Annotated in this window: 6 protein-coding genes; 1 reads left to right on the top strand and 5 read right to left on the bottom strand. The window is 52.1% G+C overall.

The features are described 5' to 3' along the window. Positions 1-118 precede the first annotated feature (118 nt). Complete coding sequence (locus ACIFO6_RS23975) at positions 119-361, bottom strand: hypothetical protein (RefSeq protein ID WP_430044535.1); 243 nt, start codon at positions 359-361, stop codon at positions 119-121. A 192-nt stretch (positions 362-553) separates the two neighbouring features. Here ACIFO6_RS23975 and ACIFO6_RS23970 point away from each other — a divergent pair, with 192 nt between their 5' ends. Further along, a complete protein-coding gene (locus tag ACIFO6_RS23970; protein ID WP_430044533.1) occupies positions 554-2,317 on the top strand; it encodes a sulfatase-like hydrolase/transferase in 1,764 nt (587 codons plus the stop codon). An 86-nt stretch (positions 2,318-2,403) separates the two neighbouring features. Here the strand turns inward: ACIFO6_RS23970 and ACIFO6_RS23965 are convergent, their stop codons facing one another. The 4 genes from ACIFO6_RS23965 to ACIFO6_RS23950 all read right to left on the bottom strand — a co-directional run bounded on the left by ACIFO6_RS23965 (position 2,404) and on the right by ACIFO6_RS23950 (position 6,629). Then, entirely contained in the window at positions 2,404-3,510 is a 1,107-nt protein-coding gene (locus ACIFO6_RS23965; RefSeq protein WP_430044531.1) for a Gfo/Idh/MocA family protein, read from the bottom strand. Between the two features lie 73 nt (positions 3,511-3,583). Further along, positions 3,584-4,312: a ThuA domain-containing protein gene (locus ACIFO6_RS23960; RefSeq protein ID WP_430044529.1), complete on the bottom strand. Its 729-nt coding sequence runs from the start codon at positions 4,310-4,312 to the stop codon at positions 3,584-3,586. 37 nt (positions 4,313-4,349) lie between these two features. Then, complete coding sequence (locus ACIFO6_RS23955; protein WP_430044527.1) at positions 4,350-5,522, bottom strand: Gfo/Idh/MocA family protein; 1,173 nt, start codon at positions 5,520-5,522, stop codon at positions 4,350-4,352. 51 nt (positions 5,523-5,573) lie between these two features. Further along, positions 5,574-6,629, bottom strand: a complete 1,056-nt coding sequence (locus ACIFO6_RS23950) for a LacI family DNA-binding transcriptional regulator (protein WP_430044538.1) — start codon at positions 6,627-6,629, stop codon at positions 5,574-5,576. Between the last annotated feature and the right edge of the window lie 212 nt (positions 6,630-6,841).

Raw genomic sequence — 6,841 nt, 5'->3', positions numbered from 1 at the left:
GGTTATTCAACAGGCGTGCTAACATATTAACATGGTTAATTAGGAGATGTAACAAAACGGTGGAACCAAGGAATCCACCGTTTTGTTGTTTAAAATGAATGGTTTTAAACTATGATTTTTATATTTGAATAGCTTTAATCTCATGTTCAGTTAATTCAGTAATCCTTGCAATTGTTGGAAGCTCAAAACCCATTTTAATCAGATTCTTGGTTGCACTTCTTTTGGTTATGAGTCTACCTATGGTTATGCCCACAGACTCTGCTCTATCGAGCATGGAAGCTTCATCGTGCAGGTATTTCTGCCGAGCTTCATACAGTCGTCTTGCTTCCGAATCCTGACTCAAGAATTGCAGCGTGTCCATGGTTTTTTCCAATCCTGGTTCGTTCAGTCTACTCGCGGATCAAGCAACTCCATGATGACCAGCTCCCGTTTTGTATTCATTATATCATCTTTTTTAAGATATCAGAATGTCTGAACTTCTTTTCCGAATGATACTGTTTTGGGGCTTCACAACATAATCTTAGGGTAAAAACCAACCTAGGATGTGTATTCCATGAACGATAGCTCATTTTCACCCCGACCCTTTGAAAAACCTAACTTTCTGATACTCCTTGTGGATGAGGAACGGTATCCTGCGGTTTATGAAAACCGGGAAATCAAAGAATGGAGCAGACAAAATCTTATTACGCAAGGACTCTTGAGGTCTCACGGACTGGAGTTTCACAGGCATTATATTGGAAGTGCTGCATGCAGCCCCAGCAGAACAACCTTGTTCACCGGTCATTATCCCTCACTCCATGGCGTCACTCAGACAGGCGGAGTGGCCAAGGAGGCATTCGACTCCGATATGTTCTGGCTGGATCGAAACACGGTGCCTACAATGGGGGATTATTTTCGCGCAGCCGGATACCAAACGTACTATAAAGGAAAATGGCATATATCCGATGAGGATATTATCATCCCGGGTACGCACAAAGCCCTCCCCAGCTATCATCCACTGACAGGTGTACCGGACAGAAGACGGGAAGGCATATATGAGCAAGCCGACCGCTTGGATAGCTTTGGATTTTCCGGGTGGATCGGTCCGGAGCCGCATGGGAGAAACCCACGAAATTCCGGTTCCTCCGCCGCTGTTGGTTTAAGCGGACGAGATGAGGTGTATGCCGCAGAAACGGTTGAGCTCATCGAAGCCCTTGACCACCAGAAAGAACATGACAACCATGCAGAGCCTTGGTTAGTCGTAGCTTCATTTGTGAACCCGCATGATATTGTTTTATATGGTGCTATTACTGCACGGTTGCCTATGTTTCGATTTGAGGTGGAGCCGATGCCAGCGGTCGCTCCTCCACCGACGATTAACGAATGGCTGGCCACAAAGCCGCGCTGTCAGGCAAGCTACAGGGATATTTACCCTAGAGCGTTACAGCCCATTATAGATCAGCCCTTTTACCGAAAGCTGTACTACCAGTTGCAAAAAAATGCAGACCGTCAGATGCTGAAGGTATTTGAAGCACTGACCCGGTCTTCTTTCTACGATAATACCATTGTGATTTTTACATCCGATCATGGAGATTTGCTAGGCGCTCACGGCAATCTTCATCAAAAATTTTACTGTGCGTACGAAGAGGTTGTGCATGTGCCTTTGGTTATCCATAACCAACATCTGTTTCCTCAATATAAAAGCGAGCATACCCTGACAAACCACGTGGATCTCTTGCCTACGATGCTTGGACTGGCGAATGCTGACATCGCTGCGATCCAGAGCGGCCTGCAAAACAGCTTTAGCGAAGCCCGTCCCTTGGTGGGACGTAATCTTGCTCCTGTTATTCTCGGACAGAATCAGGGAGAGATAGCTGACCAGCCGGTTTATTTTATGACCGACGACGATGTGACCCGAGGCCAGCGGCAGATCAATATACTGGGAAAGGCATATCCGTCAGTTGTTCAGCCCAATCATATCGAGACTGTCATTACGACCCTGCAAAGAGAGGGGGTAAAGGAGCTGTGGAAGTTTACCCGCTATTTTGACAGTACTCAATTCTGGAGCCAACCAGGGGTGAAGGATGTTACTATGCGCCCCGTGGGTGAGCATACATGCGGACAATACTCTCAATGGGCTACACAGGTCAAAACGCAACCGGATCGTGACGAATTTGAATTGTATAACCTGACCAGCGACCCTTTGGAAACATGTAACCTTGCCCATCCCGCATTTGCAACGCAGCAGAGCAGAAGCGTACAGCAACAGATGATGCGTTTACTGGAGGAACAACGTAAACAAAAACGTTTATACCCCGCTCAATCAGGTGTGAGGTGAAAAATCCCAAAAAATAACTTTTGCTTACAGCCCCACCAGTCTTGTAAATCTGGCCTGCTGCGAATCAGCATCAGGCTGACATTACTTTACGCATCCAACGTATACAAGGGTAGATTTTCCGGCAAAGCTGCCGGGCGCAGGCATGTGCTCTGCATCGGATAGAATGTCTGCTCATCGGAGGAATCATGGAACGCCCACATCGCCTCCAGCACATGGTAGGCCAGTTCACCGCTGGCGCGGTGAGGCCGTCCGCTGCGGACAGCGTAGGCCATATCGGCAACGCCGATGCCCCGTGTATTTTCCAGGTAGCCCGGCAGCAGCGGTGCCTCTGTCCATTCCTGCTCGCCCAGCAGTCTATAGCGAACGGGTCCTCCGAACGTGTTCGGGTCAGGCACCTGCAGCGTGCCAAGAGTACCATATACCTCAATCGGTGGCAGGGAGCTACCACCAAAGATGTCAAAGCTGGTGATCAGCGTGCCGACAGCCCCCTGCTCGAAGCGTAGCAATCCGGCCACATGGGTCGGAATGTCGACCGGGATGGTCTGGTCTTTCTTTTTCTCGCTCGTAATTATTCGCTGGTCTAGCGCCTTGCCTGTCATGCCGGAGATGGTGGCAATTGGACCAAGCAATTGCACCAGAGCCGTCAAATAATAAGGCCCCATATCAAACATAGGGCCACCGCCCACAGCATAATAAAATTCAGGATCGGGATGCCAATGCTCATGTCCGCGGCTCATCATGAAGGCTGTAGCAGCTACCGGCCTACCAATGACCCCGTCTTCCATCAGCTTCAATGACGTCTGTATGCCGGAGCCGAAGAAGGTTTCCGGTGCGCAGCCCACAAGCAGCCCCTTGCGGCGGGCCAGCTCCAAGACTGCCTGGCCCTGCTCACGGGTGACTGCAAGCGGCTTCTCTACATAGACATGCTTGCCTGTCTCAAGAGCTCTGAGGGATACGTCGGCGTGAACAGCCGGAATGGTCAGATTAATGATGAGTTCGATCTCTGGATCAGCCAGGATCTCATTGACCGAGTATACGTTCGGAACGTTGTAGGCTGCCGCCTGCTCCCTTGCCCGGTCCTGATCCAGATCCGCTACTGCGGACAGCTCCAGAATGTCGAAGCGATGGCAATTTTCCATGTAAATTCCGCTGATTTTACCACAACCAATAATGCCCACCTTCATTTTGTTCATGTCTGGACTCCCTTCACCTTCAAAAAATGGATAATGGAATTTCCTTACTGCATCCGATACCATCCTGTCCGCGCTACTGCTGCTGGTTGTCTGCCATGCCCGTATAAGCATCTGCCAGAGAGCTGCCCCGGGAAGCCGCCGTCTGTTTGCCTGCCGCCGCCCACAGGAACCCGCTGCGCATCATCTCGGTCACTTGGGGCATCTCTATGATATCCGCGTGATGTCCCAGCGAATTGTAGAAGACGCGGCCGTTCCCCCAGCGCTTCGTCCATACAACGGGCATATCCACCGGCCCGTTGGCTGAATGTGGACCCGGTACGACCGGGAAGCGTGTGGTCGCCAGCACTTCAACCGCCGGGTCCACGTGGAGGTAGTACTGCTCGCTTTTGACCTGAAAATCCTCAATATGGTCTAGCAGCGGGCTGGAGCCGCGCTTTATGTTCACTCTATACTCCACCCCGTCATTGCCGGGATGTGCAACCCATTGCCCGCCTGTCACGAACTGCCAATCCACATTGTTCCGGAAGGCATCACACATGCCGCCATGGCAGCCTGCCAGGCCAACGCCGCTCTGAACTGCTGCCGAGACATGATTGACCAGCTCCTGCTCAATCTGTCCCATGGTCCACAACGGAATGATCAGGTCCAGGCCAAGCAGCTTCTCCGCATCCTGGTAGGCTTCAAGAGTATTAGACACCTCTACCTCGAACCGCTCTTCCTTCAGAATCCGTTCAAAAATGGCCGCCACCTGCTCCGGCTCATGTCCGTCCCATCCACCCCATACAATCAGCGCCTTGCTCATCTGTAATCCACTCACCTTTCGGAATGTGATAGTTATCTTACATTTCTTCAATGGATACCCAGCGGCGCTCCTCTATGGAGCGTTCTACCGCTTCAAGCACGGCCTGACAAGCGACCCCGTCGTGGAAGTTCGGCACAGGCTGCCGTCCCTCGGAGATGGCACTCATCAGCTCAAGCATCTCGTGGGTGAAGGTATGCTCGAATCCGATTGTATGTCCCGCAGGCCACCAGGCCTCGGAGTACTTGTGTGCCGGATCGGTGGCGAGCACGCGGCGGAAGCCCTGAACGTCCTTCTCATCTTGTGTGAAATACACTTCCAGTTCGTTCATCCGTTCAAAGTCAAACCGCACACTGCCCAAACTGCCGTTGATCTCGAACGAATTGGTGCTCCGGTGCCCGGCGGCAAACCGTGTAGCCTCGAAGCTGCCCAGCGCACCTCCGGCAAAGCGTGCCAGGAACAGCGTGGCATCATCGACCGTCACTTCTCCCATTGGCGCATTCACCCCGGCGCTGCCCTTGGCGCTCAATCCGGTCATCTCCGAAGCCAGCGGGCGCTGCTTGATGAACGTCTCGCTCATACCGATCACTTCATGAAACTCGCCGACCAGGAAGCGGGCGAGATCAATCAGATGAGCGCCAAGATCACCATGAGAGCCAGAACCGGCCACTTCCTTTTGCAGCCGCCACACCAGCGGGAAGGACGGGTCCATGATCCAGTCCTGAAGGAAAAAGGCACGGAAATGATAGATTTTGCCGAGGCGACCGCTCTCGACTAGCTGCTTCGCCAGCTGGACAGCGGGAGAGAAGCGGTAGTTGAAGCCGATCATATGTCTGACACCCGCTTCCTCCGCTGCCTGTAGCATGTCACGGGAATCCGCCAGCGAGAGCGCAAGCGGCTTCTCACAGAACAGATGCTTGCCATGGAGGGCGGCCTCAACGACAATTTCCTTATGGGTATCACTCGGAGCGTTGATGTCAATGAGATCAATATCGTCACGTTTTACCAAATCACACCAATTGGTAACGCTTTCGGTCCAGCCGAACTGGCGGGCAGCCGCCTGAACTCCCTGCTCGTTGCGTCCACAGATGACGGACATCTCCGGCTGTAGAGGGGCACTCGGGAAGAACATGGGCAGGCTACGGTAAGCGTTGCTGTGAGCCTTGCCCATAAATTTGTAGCCAATCATACCGATACGAAGACGATTAGACATGTCGTTATCCTCCTTATGGGTCTGAGTTCCAACGAATCTTAACGAATGCGGCTATTGACGAATAGATGATGCCCTGATAATCAACTCCGTGGACAGAAGCTCTCTTATCGAGGCGCACCCGGTCAGTTCCAAGGCTGGAATGCGATCTAGAGAATCCGGTATAAGCTTCGTGGCTGCAAGCACCCCCATCTCATAAAAAGGAACGCGGACACTGCTTAGCGGGGGAACAGACATCTCGGCCACATCCGAATCGTCATAGCCTACGAACGCCGGGAATCGGTCAACGCCTAATCCGAGCTCGCGAAGCCCCTGCATCACCCCGATGGCCATCCGGTCATTCGCCGCAAAAACGGCGTCAATGTCATTCAGCCTGCCTGCGATTGTAGCCGACGCTTTGAGACCGCTTCTACGGCTATAATTGCCCTCCAGAAGCAGCTCGCGATCATATTCAATACCGGCATCCTGAAGCGCAGTGCGGTATCCCTTCAATCGCTCTGTACTGTTGGAATAGGTATCCGGGCCGTTGAGAAAGGCAATCCGCTTGCACCCCTGCTCAATGAGGTGACTTACAGCCGCCCGGCTTCCCTCCACGTGGTCTGCATCCACTTCACAGAACGACTGTCCTGCAAAATGGTGATTCATGACGCAGAACGGACGCCCTTCTTCCCGAAGTCTGGTCAGTGCTTCCAACTCATCGTGGTCATCCCTGGCTCCCAGGATGATACAGGCATCAACCTTTTGCTGGCGGAAAAGCCCGCTGTAATCCATCCTGTCCCCAGGCTTCCGGAACAATAGTAGCAGATCGAGCCCGCTGTCCCTGGCCTTGCTTCCGATGCCGCTCAGCATCTCGGAGAAAAAATAGGCTGAGAACAGGTGCGCCTTCGGCACATAAGGCATAACCACACCAAGATGCCCGCTCTTGCTTCGGGCAAAGTTGCGTGCCAGCGAGCTGGGAACATATCCAAGCTGATTGGCGGCCTCCTTGACCTTCTTCCGAGTCTCTTCCTTGATCGGACCGATCGCGTTCAATACCCGCGACACCGTCGCTTCAGATACGCCAGCGAGCTCTGCTACTTCCTTGCGCGATACGATATTGCCCACCTCCAGTCATTTTATGTACGCGCGTACATTTTCTCATGCAGCCCTGCCTCTGTCAATCCCACTTTCTTTAGGTATAGCTACTTCAGGATTTTGCAAAATGCTCACTTAAGAAAGAAGCTATTTGCTAAACGTAACCTATTGCTTATCGTTCATTAAAATAGTTAATAAATATATTAAGTATTTAATGATAATATTGACCATGACATTTATGGTGTGTT

Origin of the sequence: Paenibacillus sp. NRS-1781, assembly GCF_050467745.1 — a bacterium.
GTDB classification, from domain to species: domain Bacteria; phylum Bacillota; class Bacilli; order Paenibacillales; family Paenibacillaceae; genus Paenibacillus; species Paenibacillus terrae_A.
This window is presented reverse-complemented; position numbering and strand designations above follow the sequence as displayed.

What these genes read in the sequence shown, in the direction of transcription:
- ACIFO6_RS23975 (WP_430044535.1), bottom strand. Translation starts at nt 361, where the DNA reads ATGGACACGCTGCAATTCTTGAGTCAGGATTCGGAAGCAAGACGACTG.
- ACIFO6_RS23970 (WP_430044533.1), top strand. Translation starts at nt 554, where the DNA reads ATGAACGATAGCTCATTTTCACCCCGACCCTTTGAAAAACCTAACTTT.
- ACIFO6_RS23965 (WP_430044531.1), bottom strand. Translation starts at nt 3,510, where the DNA reads ATGAACAAAATGAAGGTGGGCATTATTGGTTGTGGTAAAATCAGCGGA.
- ACIFO6_RS23960 (WP_430044529.1), bottom strand. Translation starts at nt 4,312, where the DNA reads ATGAGCAAGGCGCTGATTGTATGGGGTGGATGGGACGGACATGAGCCG.
- ACIFO6_RS23955 (WP_430044527.1), bottom strand. Translation starts at nt 5,522, where the DNA reads ATGTCTAATCGTCTTCGTATCGGTATGATTGGCTACAAATTTATGGGC.